The 17,615-nt window shown below is 37.5% G+C and carries 14 protein-coding genes, 1 other RNA gene and 1 pseudogene; 6 read left to right on the top strand and 10 right to left on the bottom strand.

Annotated features, from left to right (window positions below):
• Positions 1 to 20: 20 nt before the first annotated feature.
• The 3 genes from AM305_RS02970 to AM305_RS02965 form a co-directional block, all read right to left on the bottom strand.
• Positions 21 to 590, bottom strand: a complete 570-nt coding sequence (locus tag AM305_RS02970) for a 5-formyltetrahydrofolate cyclo-ligase (protein WP_035293817.1) — start codon at positions 588 to 590, stop codon at positions 21 to 23.
• An 11-nt stretch (positions 591 to 601) separates the two neighbouring features.
• Positions 602 to 783: non-coding RNA, 6S RNA (ssrS, locus tag AM305_RS11960), on the bottom strand.
• 75 nt (positions 784 to 858) lie between these two features.
• Complete coding sequence (locus AM305_RS02965) at positions 859 to 1,167, bottom strand: cell division protein ZapA (RefSeq protein WP_005823037.1); 309 nt, start codon at positions 1,165 to 1,167, stop codon at positions 859 to 861.
• A 209-nt stretch (positions 1,168 to 1,376) separates the two neighbouring features.
• Between AM305_RS02965 and AM305_RS02960 the strand changes: the two genes are divergently transcribed.
• From AM305_RS02960 to AM305_RS02945, 4 genes are all read left to right on the top strand, one after another.
• Entirely contained in the window at positions 1,377 to 1,925 is a 549-nt protein-coding gene (locus AM305_RS02960; protein ID WP_005823035.1) for a UPF0149 family protein, read from the top strand.
• 33 nt (positions 1,926 to 1,958) lie between these two features.
• Positions 1,959 to 3,023 (top strand): uroporphyrinogen decarboxylase, encoded by a 1,065-nt coding sequence (gene hemE, locus AM305_RS02955; protein ID WP_005823034.1) that lies wholly within the window; start codon positions 1,959 to 1,961, stop codon positions 3,021 to 3,023.
• Positions 3,024 to 3,076: 53 nt separating this feature from the next.
• Positions 3,077 to 3,667: a YjaG family protein gene (locus tag AM305_RS02950; protein ID WP_005823032.1), complete on the top strand. Its 591-nt coding sequence runs from the start codon at positions 3,077 to 3,079 to the stop codon at positions 3,665 to 3,667.
• 138 nt (positions 3,668 to 3,805) lie between these two features.
• Positions 3,806 to 4,078, top strand: a complete 273-nt coding sequence (locus tag AM305_RS02945) for an HU family DNA-binding protein (RefSeq protein WP_005819506.1) — start codon at positions 3,806 to 3,808, stop codon at positions 4,076 to 4,078.
• Between the two features lie 75 nt (positions 4,079 to 4,153).
• On the opposite strand, the gene AM305_RS02940 is transcribed toward AM305_RS02945, so the two are convergent.
• From AM305_RS02940 to AM305_RS02915, 6 genes and pseudogenes are all read right to left on the bottom strand, one after another.
• Entirely contained in the window at positions 4,154 to 4,903 is a 750-nt protein-coding gene (locus AM305_RS02940) for a TPR domain-containing protein (RefSeq protein ID WP_005823030.1), read from the bottom strand.
• A complete protein-coding gene (gene nrfF / locus AM305_RS02935) occupies positions 4,890 to 5,315 on the bottom strand; it encodes a heme lyase NrfEFG subunit NrfF (protein ID WP_005818150.1) in 426 nt (141 codons plus the stop codon). The genes AM305_RS02940 and nrfF overlap by 14 nt, the downstream gene beginning before the upstream one ends.
• A gap of 13 nt (positions 5,316 to 5,328) precedes the next feature.
• Positions 5,329 to 5,862: a redoxin family protein gene (locus AM305_RS02930; RefSeq protein ID WP_005823028.1), complete on the bottom strand. Its 534-nt coding sequence runs from the start codon at positions 5,860 to 5,862 to the stop codon at positions 5,329 to 5,331.
• A 10-nt stretch (positions 5,863 to 5,872) separates the two neighbouring features.
• Positions 5,873 to 7,768, bottom strand: a complete 1,896-nt coding sequence (gene nrfE, locus AM305_RS02925; RefSeq protein ID WP_005823026.1) for a heme lyase NrfEFG subunit NrfE — start codon at positions 7,766 to 7,768, stop codon at positions 5,873 to 5,875.
• 123 nt (positions 7,769 to 7,891) lie between these two features.
• Positions 7,892 to 9,951 (bottom strand): annotated as a pseudogene (locus AM305_RS02920) (TonB-dependent receptor domain-containing protein).
• A 50-nt stretch (positions 9,952 to 10,001) separates the two neighbouring features.
• Positions 10,002 to 12,407: a class I adenylate cyclase gene (locus AM305_RS02915; RefSeq protein ID WP_050771529.1), complete on the bottom strand. Its 2,406-nt coding sequence runs from the start codon at positions 12,405 to 12,407 to the stop codon at positions 10,002 to 10,004.
• A 319-nt stretch (positions 12,408 to 12,726) separates the two neighbouring features.
• Here AM305_RS02915 and fabB point away from each other — a divergent pair, with 319 nt between their 5' ends.
• Positions 12,727 to 13,944 (top strand): beta-ketoacyl-ACP synthase I, encoded by a 1,218-nt coding sequence (gene fabB, locus AM305_RS02910; protein WP_005823023.1) that lies wholly within the window; start codon positions 12,727 to 12,729, stop codon positions 13,942 to 13,944.
• A gap of 69 nt (positions 13,945 to 14,013) precedes the next feature.
• On the opposite strand, the gene rdgC is transcribed toward fabB, so the two are convergent.
• Positions 14,014 to 14,922, bottom strand: coding sequence for a recombination-associated protein RdgC (rdgC, locus tag AM305_RS02905; RefSeq protein ID WP_005823021.1), 909 nt, complete (start codon positions 14,920 to 14,922; stop codon positions 14,014 to 14,016).
• 258 nt (positions 14,923 to 15,180) lie between these two features.
• Here rdgC and AM305_RS02900 point away from each other — a divergent pair, with 258 nt between their 5' ends.
• Complete coding sequence (locus tag AM305_RS02900; RefSeq protein ID WP_005823019.1) at positions 15,181 to 17,613, top strand: DMSO/selenate family reductase complex A subunit; 2,433 nt, start codon at positions 15,181 to 15,183, stop codon at positions 17,611 to 17,613.
• Positions 17,614 to 17,615 lie beyond the last annotated feature (2 nt).

Here is a 17,615-nt window from a genome sequence, read left to right as displayed (position 1 = left end):
TATCTCAATTTTTTCTTATTTTAACCCAGAATAATATGATCTAAAGGGATATCCCATGCTTCTAAGGGCAGATTATCTACATATTGGCAACGATGAGCTAAACCAATACTTTTTGCTTTTTTCGCTTGAATCAAGGTGCGATCATAAAACCCACCTCCATAGCCCAATCTACCATTGTTTTTATCACAAGCTACTAAAGGCGTAAAGATAATATCTAATTCCGTGAGAGGAATAAGTTTTCTGACATCTAATTTAGGTTGCAACATACCAAATCGATGTGTTTGCATAACCGTATCTTCGTCATATTTAAAGAATAATAAATTGCCCCGAGTGAAAGGATGAATAACCGGTAAATAAATAGACTTTCCTAGGCTTTTCAGTTTTTCCATCAAGACAAGCGGTGAAATTTCATGATTAAATGGCAAATAAAACGCAAGATGTTCGGCTTGATAATGTTCAATCCATTGTAATGCAGGTTGTATAATATGTTGTGAAGCGTTTTCTTGTTGTTGCTCAGAAAGTTGAGAACGTATATCTAAGATCTGTTTACGAATTTGTTGGCGTAACGCCTGATTTGAAGTTGATAGCATAAGCATGATGAAAGGTGTCCGAAGTGCCGTCATCAGTAATGGTCCTTGAACCTAACGGTTCAAGGGAGTCGAATGTATTTGCCTTTAGGCTTCTTACTCAAGGTAAGCCTGCTCACCGGCAACTGAATATCCAACTCAAAGTTTTAAATTATCGGCTCAGGGACGTAACTAACAACGCACACCCCAGACAAGTTAAATATAACGGAATTTTATGTTTTTTCCTAGCCTAAAACACAATAAATTTTGTGTTCGATCAGCTTTTATGCGACTACTCGACAGAAATTGTTCCGGTTGAGAGTAATTTAGTCAAAGAGCTATCTAATTGTTGAATACAATTTTCAAGCACCGCTTTATTATTTTCGTTTTTCTGTTTTTCGAGTTCTAATTCATAGTTAAGGTTTAGCGCAACAATGGCTAACACTTTTTCAAGTTGAATAATGCCAGATTGATCTTTCAATACCGCTACTCGCTCTTCTAAACGTTGTGCCGAAGCGAGTAAATTTTCCTGTTGTTCAGGCGGACAATGTAAACGCAAAACTTGTCCAAATATCTGTATCTCAATACTATTTGACGACATAGTCAAAAAATCCTTAATTAACTTATAAATTTTTTAAGTATTATGCCATTTTTTAGCCTGATCACCAATAGAAAATCAGCCAACACATCGTAAAGGCTAAGTTTTCTATTAGCATGCTCATAATTTAAGGATTTTTATCCCTAAGTTTAAGATTTTTTGTTATTATGCACCCACTTTTATTTGATGAAAAGAACATAAAATCACTATTCATGAAGACGTTAAACGAGTTTAAACAATTAATTACAGAATTACAGATCGACCTTACTCCTGCAGAATTTCACGGCTTTTTAAGTGGACTCATTGCAGGCGGAATCCAAGATGAATCGTGGAAAACATTAACCTATCAATTTACCAATGATGGGCATGCATTTTCACAAACACCTTTACAAGCATTGGAAAAATTTTACCAAAATCTAACCGCTTGTTACGCTGAAGCCAATACCCAGTTTAATTTATGGCTTCCTGAAAACGAAAATGATGGTTTTGCTTTAGCAGATGCGATTGCAGAATGGACAAGCCAATTTATTTTAGGATTAGGATTAGCGCAACCCAAATTCAATGAAGAAACCGATGAGGTCGGAGAAGCGATTGATGATTTAGAAGAAATCTCAAAACTAGGCTATCACGAAGATGATAAAAATGAAGAGCTTATTGAAGCGGGTGAAGAAGTTGTCGAATACCTAAGAGTATTAGCACTCTTTTTACATAGCCACTTTTCGCTTTCCACACAAACAACAGAAAAAAATAATTTACACTAAATTTAGTCGATAAGATCGAGAAAGGAAAACTTCATGACTCAATTAAAAAATGATCGCTATTTAAGAGCATTATTACGTGAACCCGTTGATATGACCCCAGTTTGGATGATGCGACAAGCTGGTCGTTATCTACCCGAATATAAAGCAACCCGTGCTGAAGCTGGGGATTTCATGTCTTTATGCCGTAATGCTGACTTAGCCTGTGAAGTCACGCTACAACCTTTACGTCGCTATGATTTAGATGCAGCTATTCTCTTTTCTGACATTCTCACTATTCCGGATGCCATGGGATTAGGGCTAAGTTTTGGTGCTGGCGAAGGTCCTAAATTTGCACGTCCTATTGAAAATCTTACACAAGTGCAAAATCTACCCATTCCGGATCCTGAAGGCGAGTTGCAATACGTCATGAATGCCGTTCGCACAATCCGCCGAGAGCTAAAAGGCGAAGTACCACTAATTGGATTTTCTGGTAGCCCATGGACATTAGCAACTTATATGGTTGAAGGCGGTTCAAGCAAAGCCTTTACTAAAATTAAGAAAATGATGTATGCCGAGCCACACATCTTACATGCGTTATTAGATAAATTGGCAGATAGCGTCATTTTATATCTAAACGCACAAATTAAAGCCGGTGCACAAGCGGTTATGATTTTCGATACTTGGGGCGGCGTATTAGCTCACCAAGATTACAAAACCTTCTCTCTACACTACATGCATAAAATTGTAGATGGCTTAATGCGTGAAAATGAAGGCAGAAAAGTTCCTGTCACTTTATTTACGAAAGGCGGTGGTTTATGGCTTGAAGCGATTGCAGCAACAGGCTGTGATGCCGTAGGTCTAGACTGGACGGTTGATATTGCTGATGCTCGTCGCCGAGTAGGACATAAAGTTGCCCTTCAAGGAAATATGGATCCAAGCGTGCTTTATGCAAATGCAGACAGAATTGAACAAGAAGTTTCACAAATTCTTGCTGGTTTTGGAAATGGCTCTGGACATGTATTTAACTTAGGTCACGGAATTCATCAAGATGTTCCGGTAGAAAGCCCAAAAATCTTTGTTGATGCTATCCATGAGCTTTCTAAAGCGTATCATAAATAAAAACAATGGCTTGTTATCCATAACAAGCCATATTCACTTAAAAAGGAGCTTATATGCGTAACCCTATCCATAAACGCATGGAACGTTTTGAACCTTGGCAACATTTAACTTTTATGGCTTGCCTGTGTGAAAGAATGTATCCAAATTATCAACTCTTTTGTCAAGTTACAGAACAAGATGAATTCGCCAAAACCTACCAAAATATATTAAATTTGGTTTGGGAACATTTAACCATCAAAGGGGCTAAAATTAATTTCGATAATCAGCTAGAGAAATTAGAAGCAATTATACCTGATGTCAATGACTATGAATTTTTTGGCGTACTTCCGGCTCAAGAGGCCTGTGAAGCGCTCTCTGAACTGTTACACAGTATTATTGCAGGCTCAACATTGGAACAAGCAATTTGTATCAGCCAAATATCGCTTTCAACAGTTGCAAGCTATTTAGAACTTCAAGTTGAACATGAACTCAACGAACAAGAACTGAAAAATTCCGCTGAAATTCAGGAAGAATTAGATATTCAATGGCAAATTTATCGATTACTCAATGAGTGTGAAGAACGTGATACACAGCTTATTCTTGATCTAAAAAATGAGATTAGAAGTACCGGCATTAGCAACATTGGTGTAAATTTTAATCAGTAAAGCAATTTTTTTGCATAAAAATAGCTTTTACCTCTTTGAGAAATACAAAGTTTGAATTAAGCTACACACCAGTTATTTCAACCATACTAACGCATGAAGCGTTATTATTTCAAAGACAACCCCTAGAGGATTTTAACTATGAATAAAAGTGAATTAATCGATGCTATCGCAGCAAAAGCAGAATTAAGCAAAAAAGATGCAAAAGCAGCTTTAGAAGCAACATTAGAAGCAGTATCTGAAAGCTTAAAAGCAGGCGATACCGTTCAATTAATTGGTTTTGGTACATTCAAAGTAAATGAGCGTGCAGCTCGTACTGGTCGTAACCCACGTACAGGTGAAGAAATCAAAATTGCTGCTGCAAAAATCCCAGCATTCGTTGCAGGTAAAGCATTAAAAGATTTAGTAAAATAATTCTTTTAGGAATGATAAAAGGTCTAGCTTGCTAGACCTTTTTGCTATCTCAACTACGGCATTCATTATGCCACATTAGTTCTGTTGCATCATTTGACGCGCCATTTGGATGCTTTGAATTACTGCTCGGCGGTCAATTGCTTCATTTTCACTATCCAGCACTTTCCGCCAATAATCAATTGCTTTTGCGTAATCTTTGTTGCGAAAAGCATCTGAGGCAAGTAACAATAAACTCGAGCTCTCTTTAGTATCTAAGGCTAGTGCCTTTTCAATCCACTGTTTGGTTTGCTCGGTTAGCGTTTGTTTATGCTGATAATAATCTGCCGTTGCCATAGCGCCTAAAATGGCTGCCTTTTCGCCTAAAACCTTCTGTGCATTGTCATAACAAATTAAGGCTGATGCAAAATCGTTATTTAGCACATAAGCTTGCCCTAGTTCATACCACAAGTTACCATCATTCGGATTTTGACGTAAACGATCTTGCAAATTTAGAATGTAGCGCTCATTTTTCTGCTCTTTTTGTTCTAAATCGAATTGAACTTGAAAGGCTTGGTGCATCTGTTCGCCTTTTTGTACAATCTGATAACGTCCCGATTGCCAGTAAATTGCGCTACTCATCACAACTAACATAGCAAACATCAATAACATCACAAGCGGTGATAATTTCTCTTTGTTTTGCGAAATAACCTCGTTGTGAGATTGCTCAAACTGATAACGCTCCGTTGCTTCGTTTAGATATTCAGTTTTAAGTTCTTCGGCAAAAGATTGTGCAAATTTAACCGCTTGTTGGTAAGTTTCTGTATTTAATTGCTCACGTGTTTTCATTTTTACCAGCCTGTTGGGAATGTTTTCGATGATAGGTTCGCCATAAAATCGCCCCCAAAAGCACAACCAATAATCCTATTGGAAATCCCCACAACAACCACGTTTGTGGATTAAACGGCGGTTGATAATTTACAAAATGCCCAAAACGCTGTGTCATTGTATCTATGATTTCTTGGTCTGATTTCCCTTGATTAACCATCTCATACACTTCTAAACGTAGCTTATAAGCCGTGGTTGCATTAGACTCCACGAGGTTTTGATTTTGGCATTGTGGGCAACGTAAAGATTTGGCTAAATTCACTGCACGAATACGATCGGCTTCATTATGAAATTGGAAAGTATCCACCATTTCGGCTTGCGCTACATTAAAAACAAGCGGTAGAAAAAAGAGTATTTTTTGCCAAAATTTCATCTATTATTCCTTTTTAAGGTGCTTTACGTAAGGTTTCTAACCGAGGTAGAAAATCTTTTTCAAAATCAGGATTGTAGCCTTTTTGCTGATAGCGAACGATCCCGTGTCTATCAATCAAATAACTGGAAGGTGCTGAAGACACTTTTAAGGTCTGAATTAAAAATCCTTTTTCATAATCATCAATGACAAGCGTAAATGGGTTTCCCCAACGGTTAAGTGCTTCTCGGGCATCATTTGGTTGATCGCTATAAGTTAAACCGACAATTGGTACACCTTGGGCTTTTAATTTCAATAAAATTGGAAATTCTTTAATACACCACGTACACCAACTTCCCCATACATTCAAAATGTAAGGCTCTTGTGGCAAGCTCAAATTCGTTATTTTGGCATTAGGATCGAGCAAATTTTTACCGACAAATTCTGGAAAAGGCTTATCTTGCCAATCTTCTGTGGGAGATAGCGCATCTTTATTCATTAAAGGTACTGTTAAAAAAGCAACAATACTGATCAAAAAAAACAGAGGCATAAACAATAATACTTTTTTCATTACTCTTCCTTTAAGGTTTTCGATAGCCTAAAAGCGCCAATAAAGCAGCAAAAATCATCATCACACCACCAAGCCATAATGCTCCTACATAAGGTTTATAATGTAAGCGGAAGGCATATTCTAAATTACCGAACTTATCTCCCATGACAATATAAATATCATTCAGCCCTTGATGATATAAGCCGACTTCAGCCATTGTCATTGTGCGAATATCGTAATAACGGCGCTCCGGTTTTACTTCAGCAAGCGTGCGATTATCTTTTGCAATGGTAAAAATGGCGCGTTCAGCAGTGTAATTATCGCCAATCACATCTTGATAATCTTGGTATTTAAACTCAAAGCCGGCTAACGTTGCCGTTTGTTGAGGTTTCAAACGAACGCCGATTTCATCGCCATAATAACTGTTCATCATAGCGCCGATAATACAAACAGCAAAGCCTATATGTGCTAAGCGCATCGCAAGCGGTTTTATTTTCCACATTCTTTGCGAATAAGGGATATGCGTTAAAATCAACCAAATCGCTAACGTGATAAACACGGCTGGTAAAACTTCAACTTGAAATACGTGATGTTGAGAAATGGTATGATAAATCAATCCTAATGCTAACAACATTGCCACAGGCAATAACCACAACTTTTTGACAATAGCCCGATTAGAAGCATTTTTCCAACGTAATACCGTAGCAATGCCCATCACACACATCAACAACAATGTAAGTGGCATAAAAAGCGTATTAAAATAAGGTGCGCCTACGGATATTGATCCCCATTGCATTGCGGTAAAGATCATAGGATAAAAAGTCCCTAATAAAACCACGCAAATTGCCACCGAAAATAAGCCGTTGAGCAGTAAAAACGCCGTTTCTTTTGAACATAAAAAGAAACGAACTTCCCCTTGCCAAAGCCTCGTTTTTAATGCAAAAAGTGCAAGAGCAATAAAACTGAGACTAAAAAACAAAATTAATAACGCCATACCACGATCAGGATCAACGGCAAAAGCATGAACGGAGGTTAAAACACCGGAACGTACTATAAAAGTGCCGAGCAAGCTCAAGGCAAAAGCAAAAATGGCAAGTAAAATCGTCCAATAATTAAAAATACCACGCTGTTCACTCACAATTAATGAGTGAATGAGTGCAGTACCTAAAAGCCACGGCATTAATGAAGCATTTTCAACGGGATCCCAAAACCACCAACCGCCCCAGCCGAGTTCATAATATGCCCACCAAGCACCTAAAATGATACCAGCAGTTAAAAAGCCCCATGAAATCATTGCCCAAGGGCGGAGCCAACGTGCGATTGCCGCATCAAAAATACCGGACAACAGTCCTGCCACCACCATTGCAAAACTGACGGCAAAGCCAACGTAGCCTAAATAAAGTAGCGGAGGGTGGAAGATTAATCCCACATCTTGCAACATAGGGTTCAGATCCCGTCCTTCCGGAGGTGGCGGAAAACTGCGTTCGAAAGGGTTAGACACTAACAGGATAAAGAGCATAAAACCAAGCGAGATCAGCGCTAGCATCGCTAATGCTCGATTAGCAAACAAGCGGTCAATTTTTCGTGAAAAAATGCAAAAAACACCAGACCATAACGTTAAAGCTGTAAGCCAAAAGAGCATTGAGCCTTCATGCCCCCCCCAACTTGCTGCAAACTTGAAAAAATCAGGTAATTGGCTATTAGAATGTTGAGCAACATAAATGACAGAAAAATCGTCAGTCAGAAAAGCATTTGCCAAGCAAGCAAAAGAAAGCCCGCAACCGACCGCTTGAAGCAAAGTGAAAAAGGGATTTAACGCTAAAAAAGAGGGAGACTTTCGGATCTCGCCCCATAGTGAAAAAAGGACTTGGCTTGTTGCAGTCATTGCTGCCAATAGAAGTGCAAAATAACCTAATTCGGGAAGCATTGATTATCCAATAACGCAAATAAAACTAGCGAAATTATGCCATAAATCCCAAAGATGAAGAAACGAAAAAACCTCATATACTCCAAGAGAGGTATATGAGGTTGAAAGATTTAAGTGAATAAATTAGAAGGTGTAATTCACATTTACACGGAAATCACGACCAGCACCAACTAGACTATTACCTCCAGCTCGTTGGCTATGGCTTTTATAGTTTTTGTTAAATGCGTTGTTTACTTCAAAATTAAGCTTCAAGTTTTTATTCGCATCCCAGCTAGCAAAGAAATCATTTACACCATATCCAGCTTGTTTAATTGGAGTGCTATTGGAACTAGAACCTCGACTCGGTGAGCCTGTTTCGCCTTCAACAAAGCGTCCTTTCCAACCAATTTCTAAACTCGGAGCTTCAAATTTGTAAGAAATTAATGTTGTCCATGTACGCCCTGTCGCTACTGCAAAAACAGCATTATCTAAACTAGCATCATTGAAGGTAAACGTTTCAGGTTTACTTTCTGCAACACCGACTCGGAATTTAAAGCCACCTAATGTATAAGCACCACTTAATTCATAGCCTTGGTTACGTAAAAGCGCAGAATTAACAATCATATTATCTTTAATTGCATGTGCATCTTTTACTTTTTGCCAGAAATAGCTTCCGTTAAAGGAGATATTTTCTGTTAAATCATAATTAAATCCAATTTCCGTATTGCGAGCTTTTTCTGCACGAAGATTATCTGCAACATCTCTTAAAGTATTACCAGCCAGCATAGCCTCAAACATTCGAGGGCTACGACTTGCATAATTTAAGTTTGTGTTGAAACTTAAGTTATCTAATGCTTGCCAGATTAAGCCAACACTTGGATTGAAATCCGCATGGCTAACATCTTTACCACTATTGGCTTTAAACTTAAAGTAATCATAACGAGCTCCTGTTGTGAGAGTAAGCGATCCCACACCCCAGATTCCTTCAAGATAAAAACCTAAGTCATCTTTTTCTTGGTTACGTTTTACACCTGTTGGAACCATTTTTCCAGAATTTCGATTTCTAGCAATCGCTTCAATCGCATTTGGTTTTGCTTCTTGATGGCGATAATTTACCCCATATTTGAGCCAATGATTTTGACCTATTTCAGAGTCTAAATCTAAATTGATACCGTGAGTTAATACTCGTGTTCTGCTATTTTCGGAAGGTTCTTTACGAGATGTTTCGATACGATAAGCATTAGCTTTTGCTTCTGTACCCCCCCCATATTTTTACCTTGCCATTCTAAATTTGTTGTATCTTGACTGGTAATACGGTAACGAGGTGAATTATTTTCATCATAAGGAATGAAGGCACCATTCGCATCTAAAATATAGTAAGTGTCATTGCCACGAGATTTTCCAGCAAAAACATTACTCAATGTTTGACCATTTTTAAGATCTTTTTTTGTTCCTGCTTTATAAGATTGAGAAAAGTCAAACTCCTCACGTAATGCACGTTCACCATGATAGTGTTCTTGGCGATGACTTAATACTACGCGCTGATTTTCGGTAAAATCAATACCAAATTTGGCTAATAAGCCACGTTGTGCCAATGCGCTATTTTTGACAGTATCTGAATTTTCTTTATTTAAATAACCTTTTCCCCCTTTATAATTTTCAAGGGTTTGCCAGTTACCACTTAAAACAGCATCAAAAGCACCAGATTTTCCATATACTGTTGCGCCTTGAGAATGACCTTTATTGCTGCTTACTCCTGCATTAAGTTTAAAGCCAAATTCCTGACCTTCTTTTAATAAATCTTTTGCATCGACTGTTGTTGCTTCAATTGAGCCACTTGTTGCCCCAATACCTGCACTTGCAGACCCTGCACCTTTACGCACATCAATACGTTTAATTAAACTCGGATCTAACATGAATCTACTTTGATGGTGGAAAATAGGCGTATCGCTTGAAGTATTATCAACTTTAAAATCAATTTGATCTTGCCCCATACCACGAATCGTTACCCATTGAGATGTACCGCCATTACCACCACCAAAGTTAATTGATGGTTCTTCTTTGAGTAAACTACGTAAATCAGAGGATGCTGATTTATTGAGATCTTTTAAGGTTACCGCATTTGTTTTAGCCTTTGCGCCACTATTTTCTGTGACAACATTAATTAAGCTAAGATTTACACTATCTTCTGCATAATGATAAATAAAAAAATAGACCTAAGGGAATTAGGTCTATTTGATGATTCAAAATGCTTCTATTTTGTATGATTTAGCATAAAATCAAGATGCTGCTTACTTTGATATGGCACGATTTCAACTCGATCATCAAAATTAAGTAGCTGATAAAACTGAGGATAATTAAAAATACCTTCATCTAAATTCGTCAGTGCATTTTCTGCATAAAAGCGATTAATTTCTTTTATTTTCTCGTCCTTTGTGCCCTGACAAGTTGAATAACTTTCCATGTTATTTCTTTCATCTAATACATAAACATTAAAACAATCATTATCGCTATCTTCAAAGAAAAACTGCAAGAAACCTTCACTGGCAAACTCATTGATCTCTTTTGGATAATGTGAAGATACGCTGCTCCCTTTTACATTTTGCTGATCATTTTCGACCGCTTGTTCTTGAATCGGCTTAATTTGTACATTTTGATCATTAAAAACAAATTGCCATGTTTTACCATCCACTTTTAACGTATTAAATACTTTGGTATAAACCGTTCCAGTTTGAACAGAAATGCTACGATGAACTAAATCTGCAATAATTTCTCGCAATTCACTCCGAAATAATTGACTATAACAAAATACATTTACCGATTGAGGTGGTGCGGAATCCCGATAAATTTTATTGGAAATCACTTTTAGCGCATTCAAAATTGCATTTTCACCTTCAAAATGGTGAGTTCTGATTTCATTCCACATATTTCGATAGATGATACTAATACTTCCCACTAAATTCTGCTCTGAAATGCCTAAATTAAACAGATCACTTTGATGGAAACTACGGCGATTATTTGAACCATGCTCCGTTGGATCATTTGTCAGGTTAATCGCTAAAATAAGACTACGAATTTCATTCGGATGAAGCAACTCTTCATTAGAAATCTGAGGTGCAGCAATTGGAAAAAAGAGTCTAAGATCCGTAATAAATTGGCGAAGTTTCACTAAATCTACATGATTGCTAACAATATGTAACTTCGTTTCTGCGGTAATCACGCCGTTAAAATAAGCCCACGCCACTAATTTTGTTAGATTTTTATTGTACTGAACAAAACGTTTCTCTGAATCATAATCACTTGCCGGTGTTTGATTTACAATATACCAACCCGGCTTAACATTCCCGTCTTCAATGACTTCAATAAACGAGATCGCTTTTTCTGATAAATTAGAAGCAATATTCGTATTGATTAAAGTTACTTTTCCCGGTAAAACTTCAAATACGGAATATAATCTACGCATTAACATATCTGTATCTGCGGTCATAATTGTAGGATCGATATGGAATTTTCGAGCAAAATTAATTAGATTCCGATAGCTTTGCAATAACTGTTCTACAAGCATTTTGTGTTGAGCCATTGCTTGCTTCATTTTCCAATGAGAACGATTATTTAAAATCTGAATATCCTCTTTTTGCCAATGCCATTGTTCTATCAATCCTTTAATCCAAGACTCACGCCAGTTATATAATGTTTTACCTTCATTTGCTTTAAGATAAAAACATTGACGTAAGCGGTCTAATCGTGAGTATTCATGACGACTTTCTAGATAGGCAGTCACCTGTTCCAACATCGCTAAGTAAGGATCAAAATGGTATTCTTCTTTTTCTTTAGCAAGTAATTTTTGTTTAAAAATTTTAGAAATTAGTGATGTTTCAGGATAAGTTTGCGCATAACTTTCTAATAACAAAATTTTAATCGCCGATTTATAAGGGCTTTCGATTCCCTTATAAAGTTGCCACAAACTCGCCCCAAAAAACTCTGCGGTAGAGAGTGAAGAAAAGTCACCAAAATCGATCCATTGGGATAAATCAAGAGAGGGATGATTTACCGCTTGTTTATAAAGTTCATCTGGTAAATGTAACCAAAGCAGCCTTTTCCCCGCCAAACGAATGGCTGAACGATAAAATTCATCTAATAAGAAAAAATGTTGTGCTGAGCCACTATGCTCTTCGGTCACATGGCTATTATGATGGTTTGTCTTAAAATGACGAGGATTCATCAAGTAAAAATTAACTTCCACACCTAAATTCTTAGCCCACTGTTTGAGTTTGGCTAATTTCGTTTCCATTAATTGATACTGTGCATTACTCATACTATCTGAATAGCACAACCATAAATCCAAATCAGATAATGTTGTTTGCGTAATAGAACCCGTACTACCCATTGAATATAAACCATCAAACATAGGCTGCTCAGACAGTTCTTCTTCATGATGATCACTTATTGTGTCAAAAAAACGTTGTTGATAGGCATTTAAATAAAAATGAGCGATTCCTTGGGGAGCATTCTCAACATACGCCGGAAATTCTGGAATATTGTAATGAATCAGTAATGGTAGAAGTAAAAAGACATGCTTAAAATGAGGGCTACCCGATGCTAATGCTCGGTGCATCCTTAACTGTTCTAGCGTATCAATCCGCTCTACTGCTTTGCCCATTTGGGTATTCAAATCTAAAACCAAAGCAGCTGTTTCCGCCTGATTTTTAATTTGACAAGGGTTGATTGATACCCAGTTTTTCACGCGAGATTCCTTCATGTAAAAATTTGAAATACACTCTATCAGTTTAGTTATAAAAGTAAAGCTAAAGCCAATAGAAGTTTGATATTTACCAACAACAGCTCGGATCACAATAAGAGAATTAAGAAAAGTTATTCAGGCAAAGCATAAAATTGTGTAGAATAGGCAAGTTTTCCAGCTTGCTCCATTTTAAATGTAAGCTGAAAAGTTTAAATTTTTCTAATCATAAGGATTAAACATGAAAAGAGTTGTCATCACAGGTATCGGCATTATTTCAAGTATTGGTAATAACAAAGAAGAAGTATTAGCTTCATTAAAAGAAGGTAAATCAGGCATTGAATTTGTACCTGAATTTGCTGAAGTGGGTATGCGTAGCCAAGTTGCAGGAACAATTAAATTAAACCCAGCGGAATTAATTGACCGTAAGATCTATCGTTTTATGGGCGATGCAGCAGCTTATGCTTACCTTTCAATGAAAGAAGCGATTGAAGATTCAGGTTTAACCGAAGAGCAAGTGTCTAACGACCGTACCGGTTTAGTTATCGGTGCAGGTACAGGCTCTGCTCACAGTCAATTAGTGGCTTGTGATGCAGTGCGTGGTCCTCGTGGCGTAAAAGCGGTTGGTCCTTATGCCGTAACTAAGACAATGGCTTCAAGTGTATCTGCTTGCTTAGCAACCCCTTATAAAATTCGTGGTGTAAACTACTCTATCAGCTCTGCTTGTGCAACCTCAGCACACTGTATCGGTCACGCAATGGAGTTAATCCAATTAGGCAAACAAGACGTGGTTTTCGCTGGCGGTGCAGAAGAGTTATCTTGGGAATGTGCAACCGAATTTGATGCAATGGGTGCGGTTTCAACTAAATACAACGAAACCCCAACTAAAGCATCTCGTGCTTACGATGCAAACCGTGACGGTTTCGTCATCGCAGGTGGTGGTGCTGTTGTTGTGGTTGAAGAGCTTGAACACGCCCTTGCTCGTGGTGCAAAAATTTATGCGGAAATCGTAGGCTATGGTGCAACATCAGACGGTTACGATATGGTTGCCCCAAGTGGTGAAGGTGCGGAACGTTGTATGAAACAAGCAATGGCAACAGTTAAAGGCGAAATCGAATACATCAACGTACACGGTACATCAACACCAGTGGGTGATGTGAAAGAATTAGGCGCAATCAAAAATGTCTTTGGCGATAAAACCCCAGCGATTTCATCAACTAAATCAATGACTGGTCACTCATTAGGTGCAGCAGGCGCTCACGAAGCGATCTACTCATTATTAATGTTAGATAACGATTTCATTGCACCAAGTATCAACATTGAAGAACTTGATGAACAAGCACAAGGTGTCAATATCGTTACAGAACGCCAAGACAAAGCATTAACAACCGTAATGTCTAACAGCTTCGGCTTTGGCGGTACAAACGCTTGCTTAGTCTTCCAAAAATATCAAGACTAATCCCTTAAATTTATAATAATCAGCCTGTATGTTTCTGCATACAGGCTATTTTTTCGTATTTGTATTTCGTTAAACCATTCCTTCTTTAATTCCCCCAAATTCTTCGCTAATTTTTTGGGTAAATAGTTTTAATTCTTCTGTCATCAGTAAGAAATCCGCATCAAAACGTTGGGCAATATCTTCTTTGAGGATATCATCATTTTTTTCTCGAATTTCATCAGCAAATTTCACTCGGCTTAAAGTACCATCTTCATTTAACACACAAGAGAAGTGATTTTCCCAATCAATTGCAAGTTTAGTAATAAATTTACCCGCTTGTAAATGTGGGGTGATTTCTTCACTTTCTAAATCTTGGCGTTTGCAGCGGATCACACTCTCTGTTTCAAATGATTTGAGTTCCGCCTCTTCTAATAACGTTACCCATGCCGGTGTATGCCCTTTGGCGATCCAGTTAGTCATCACTTCTGCCGGAGGTAGAATAAATGAAAGCGGCACAACAGGCAATGAGCCTAACGTTTTGCGGAGTAATGCTAGGGTATCTTCCGCTCGTTTTGCTGAAGCAGCATCAACATAAACCAACTGATTTTCTAAATCTAACCAAATTGCTGTAAATTGATGTTTGCTGAATGCGCGAGGCAATAAAACAGAGACAACCTGATCTTTTACAGCTTGCTTTTCCGTTTTTTTCAATTGTCGAGCTTCTTTCGCTTCCAACTCTTTAATTCTTGCTTCTGTTTCTTGTTTAACCACATTTGCCGGTAATAATTTTTCTTCTTTATGAGAAACGAGTAAAAACTGTTTACCTTGAGAAAAATAGTGTAAATCAGAGCCTGTAAGCGGTTGAGACCAGCCAAATTTTTGCATATCACTCTGCTGGCAAGGGGTAAATTTTGTTTGTTGTAATTGTGCTTCTAATTCACTCTCATTTAACGCAAGTTCGCTCGTTAAACGGTAGATCATAACGTTCTTAAACCACATTCCGCTTCCTTCTTAATAAATTTAAATAGATAAACTATTTTACTTGAATTTTGGGGAAAACACTTTGTTATTTTCAGCATTTCTTAATTTTGTTAATAAACTAAAGCAATAATCTTACGTATATAACAATAATAATTCTCACTAATGTAACACTTTGATTCTAATCAGTTTTTTATTCAATTTTTATATCAACAACTACTATTGAGTAACCAAAAGTGATTAAATATTCCTGACTTAATTCACTATGAGGGAATATTTATGGAAAATACTAATAATTCACTCTCCCTTTCTAGAAGAGGCTTTCTTAAAGGCTCTTCTTTAGGCGTTGCCGCATTAGCAACAGATATTGCATTACCTTTTAATGCAATGGCAAATACCTCATCTTCTACAAATACCTTAAACAGTGAGGAAAAAGTTATTTGGAGTGCTTGCACTGTAAACTGTGGTAGCCGATGCCCATTAAGAATGCATGTAAAAGATAATCAAATTATCTACGTTGAGACAGATAATACAGGAAGTGATACTTATAACGTGGATCACCAAGTAAGAGCATGCTTAAGAGGGCGTTCTATGCGTAAAAGGGTTTATAATCCCGATCGTTTAAAATACCCAATGAAACGTGTTGGAAAACGTGGTGAAGGGAAATTCAAACGAATCTCTTGGGATGAAGCCCTTACCGAAATTGCACAATCATTACAAAAAAATATCCAAAAATACGGTAATGAGAGCATCTATTTAAATTATGGTACGGGTACATTAGGTGGCACAATGACACGCTCTTGGCCGCCAGCATCAACAATGCTTGCTCGGTTAATGAATTGTATTGGTGGATACTTAAACCATTATGGAGATTACAGTACAGCACAAATTGCTGTTGCCTTAGATTACACTTACGGAGGCGGTTGGGCTTTAGGTAATGGTATGGCTGATATTGAAAATACAAAATTAGTTGTGTTATTTGGGAATAACCCTGCAGAAACCCGTATGAGTGGAGGCGGTTTAACTTACTGCATAGAACAAGCTAGAGCAAAATCTGGCGCTAAAATGATTATTATTGATCCTAGATATACCGATACAGGCGCCGGTCGTGAAGATGAGTGGATTCCTATTCGCCCGGGAACAGATGCAGCGCTCTGCTCTGCCCTTGCTTATGTCATGATCACAGAAAACTTAGTTGATCAGGCCTTCTTGGATAAATACTGTGTCGGTTACGATGAGAAAACTCTACCAGCTAGTGCGCCCCCAAATAGCCATTATAAAGCCTATATTTTAGGGCAAGGCGAAGATGGTATTGCAAAAACACCTGAATGGGCAGCAAAAATCACTGGAATTCCTGCAAGTCGAATTATTAAGCTCGCTCGTGAGATTGCTACAACAAAACCAGCATTTATTGCTCAAGGTTGGGGGCCTCAGCGCCGTAGTAATGGTGAACTTATCTCTCGAGCAATTGCTATGCTTCCAATTCTAACAGGAAATGTAGGGATTCATGGGGGTAATACTGGTGCAAGAGAAAGCGCATATTCAATGCCTTTTGTTCGAATGCCAACATTAGAAAACCCTGTTAAAGCAAGTATCCCAATGTTTCTTTGGACTGATGCAATTTTCAGAGCCCATGAAATGACTGCAATAACAGACGGTATTCGAGGCGTAGAAAAATTAACTTCACCAATTAAAGTTATTTGGAACTATGCAAGTAACTGTTTAATTAATCAGCATGCTGATATCAATAAAACACATGATATTTTACAAGATGAAACACAATGTGAACTCATTATTACTATTGATAATCACATGACTTCAACAGCAAAATATAGTGATATTTTACTCCCTGATTGTACAGCTTCTGAGCAAATGGATTTTGCACTAGATGCTTACATTGCCAATATGGATTACGTCATTTTTGCTGATCAAGTTATTAAACCATCTTTTGAGTGTAAAAATATTTACGATATGCTTTCAGAGCTTGCTGAAAAATTAGGTGTTAAAGAAAAATTTACAGAAGGAAGAACACAGGAAGAGTGGTTACGCCATATCTATGAGCAATCTCGGGAAAATATCCCAGAACTACCAACTTTCGATGAATTTAGAAAACAAGGAATTTTCAAAAAATTAGACCCTAATGGTTTCTATGTTGCTTATAAAGATTTTAGACAAGATCCAGAAAAAAATCCGTTAAATACCCCTTCGGGGAAAATTGAGATTTATTCTTCTCGATTAGCTGAAATTGCTAAAACTTGGAAATTAAAGGCTGACGAAGTTATCCATCCTCTTCCAATACATGTAGATAGCTTTGAACATTATGGCGATCCATTAATGGAGAAATATCCATTACAACTAACAGGATTCCATTATAAAGCAAGAACACACTCAACTTACGGGAATGTTGATGTAATTAAAGAAGCTAATCCTCAAGAAGTTTGGATTAACCCAATTGATGCGGAACCTAGACAGATTAAAAATGGTGATATTATCCGTATTTTTAATGATCGTGGGGAAGTTAGAATAAATGCAAAAGTAACGCCAAGAATTATTCCTGGTGTCATCGCATTAAGTGAAGGAGCTTGGCATTCCCCTGATGCTAATCGGGTAGATCATGCTGGTTGTGTTAATGTTTTAACAACCCAGCGTCCTTCACCATTGGCAAAAGGTAATCCGCAACACTCTAACTTAGTTCAAATCGAGAAAGCGTAAGG

Source organism: Actinobacillus minor NM305 (assembly GCF_000175195.1).
GTDB classification, from domain to species: Bacteria; Pseudomonadota; Gammaproteobacteria; order Enterobacterales; family Pasteurellaceae; genus Haemophilus_A; species Haemophilus_A minor.
This window is presented reverse-complemented; position numbering and strand designations above follow the sequence as displayed.

Coding starts and splice junctions, on each gene's coding strand:
- AM305_RS02970 (WP_035293817.1), bottom strand. CDS start 590: ATGCTATCAACTTCAAATCAGGCGTTACGCCAACAAATTCGTAAACAG.
- AM305_RS02965 (WP_005823037.1), bottom strand. CDS start 1,167: ATGTCGTCAAATAGTATTGAGATACAGATATTTGGACAAGTTTTGCGT.
- AM305_RS02960 (WP_005823035.1), top strand. CDS start 1,377: ATGAAGACGTTAAACGAGTTTAAACAATTAATTACAGAATTACAGATC.
- hemE (WP_005823034.1), top strand. CDS start 1,959: ATGACTCAATTAAAAAATGATCGCTATTTAAGAGCATTATTACGTGAA.
- AM305_RS02950 (WP_005823032.1), top strand. CDS start 3,077: ATGCGTAACCCTATCCATAAACGCATGGAACGTTTTGAACCTTGGCAA.
- AM305_RS02945 (WP_005819506.1), top strand. CDS start 3,806: ATGAATAAAAGTGAATTAATCGATGCTATCGCAGCAAAAGCAGAATTA.
- AM305_RS02940 (WP_005823030.1), bottom strand. CDS start 4,903: ATGAAAACACGTGAGCAATTAAATACAGAAACTTACCAACAAGCGGTT.
- nrfF (WP_005818150.1), bottom strand. CDS start 5,315: ATGAAATTTTGGCAAAAAATACTCTTTTTTCTACCGCTTGTTTTTAAT.
- AM305_RS02930 (WP_005823028.1), bottom strand. CDS start 5,862: ATGAAAAAAGTATTATTGTTTATGCCTCTGTTTTTTTTGATCAGTATT.
- nrfE (WP_005823026.1), bottom strand. CDS start 7,768: ATGCTTCCCGAATTAGGTTATTTTGCACTTCTATTGGCAGCAATGACT.
- AM305_RS02915 (WP_050771529.1), bottom strand. CDS start 12,407: ATGGGCAAAGCAGTAGAGCGGATTGATACGCTAGAACAGTTAAGGATG.
- fabB (WP_005823023.1), top strand. CDS start 12,727: ATGAAAAGAGTTGTCATCACAGGTATCGGCATTATTTCAAGTATTGGT.
- rdgC (WP_005823021.1), bottom strand. CDS start 14,922: ATGTGGTTTAAGAACGTTATGATCTACCGTTTAACGAGCGAACTTGCG.
- AM305_RS02900 (WP_005823019.1), top strand. CDS start 15,181: ATGGAAAATACTAATAATTCACTCTCCCTTTCTAGAAGAGGCTTTCTT.